Origin of the sequence: Blastococcus sp. CCUG 61487, from assembly GCF_005222955.1 — a bacterium.
In the GTDB taxonomy this organism is placed as follows: domain Bacteria; phylum Actinomycetota; class Actinomycetes; order Mycobacteriales; family Geodermatophilaceae; genus Blastococcus.
Window position 1 is genome coordinate 443 of the sequence record NZ_LWUA01000141.1, and the last position, 1,049, is coordinate 1,491.

General features: G+C 73.9%; 2 protein-coding genes. Both read right to left on the bottom strand.

Translation table 11 applies throughout. The features are described from left to right. Window positions 1-681, bottom strand: a 681-nt coding sequence (locus tag A6V29_RS21565) for a glycosyltransferase family 4 protein (RefSeq protein WP_249933121.1), incomplete at its 3' end; no start/stop codon positions are given. Between the two features lie 166 nt (window positions 682-847). Then, the coding region (locus A6V29_RS08610) for a Sua5/YciO/YrdC/YwlC family protein (RefSeq protein ID WP_170977776.1) at window positions 848-1,049 on the bottom strand (202 nt) is incomplete at its 5' end.

The window sequence follows — 1,049 nt, forward strand, 5'->3', positions numbered from 1 at the left end:
GTCGCCCATGAAGATCCGCGCCGGGCTGAAGTTGTGCGGCAGGAAGCCCAGGCAGGCACCGGCGAGCACCGCGGTGATCAGCGCGGGCGCGCTGGCGACGTCGTCGTAGCCGACCAGCCCGAGGTGGTAGCTGTAGGCGAAGAAGGCCAGCGCGGCGATCGCGGAGACGCCGGCCGCCAGACCGTCCAGGCCGTCGATGAAGTTGAGCGCGTTGACGACCATCACCGTGAGCAGGATGGTCAGCGGCACCCCGACGTCGGGGCCGAGCGAGATGGTGCCGATGTCGGCCACCGGCAGGAACAGGAACGACAGCTGGACGCCGAGCAGCACCATCACGCCCGCGGCGGCGATCTGCCCGGTGAGCTTGGTGAGCGCGTCCAGCCCCCACTTGTCGTCCAGCACGCCCAGCGCGCAGATCAGCCCGCCGGCGACCAGCACCGCGTAGGTCTGCGAGTCGTCGAACGTGCGCTGCAGCGCCGGCAGCCGGGTAGCGACCAGCACCGCCGTCGCCACGCCCAGATACATGGCGACGCCGCCGCCCCGCGGTGTCGGGATGGCGTGCACGTCCCGCTCGCGCGGGGCGGCCATCATCCCGGCCCGGACGGCGAGCATCCGCACCACCGGCGTGGTCAGGAAGGTGACCAGCGCGGCGGTGAGCAGGACGACGGCGTACTCGCGCATCGCCTCAGCCGGCGCGCATCGGCGCGGGACACGCACCGAGCAGGGGCGTGCACATCACGGCCGCCCTCCTGGACATCGTCGTCGTCCGCGCCCCGGATGGGCGACGCGGCAATCTGCCTACGGTAACGCGACGGCCTGCCGGTCCTCCGCCTTGGCGGCTGCGCCGTCAGTCGGTGATGTCGGGCACGGCCTCGCGGAGGCGGTCCACCGGGACGGCGCCGACCCGCAGCACCCGCGGCACGGGGCCGGTGCAGTCGACGATCGTGCTGGGCGCCGACTCGCTGCGCGGCCCGTCGTCCAGGACCACGGCGGCGTGCTCGCCGAGCTGCGCGGCGGCATCCGCGGCCGTCGTCGCGGCCGGCCGCCCG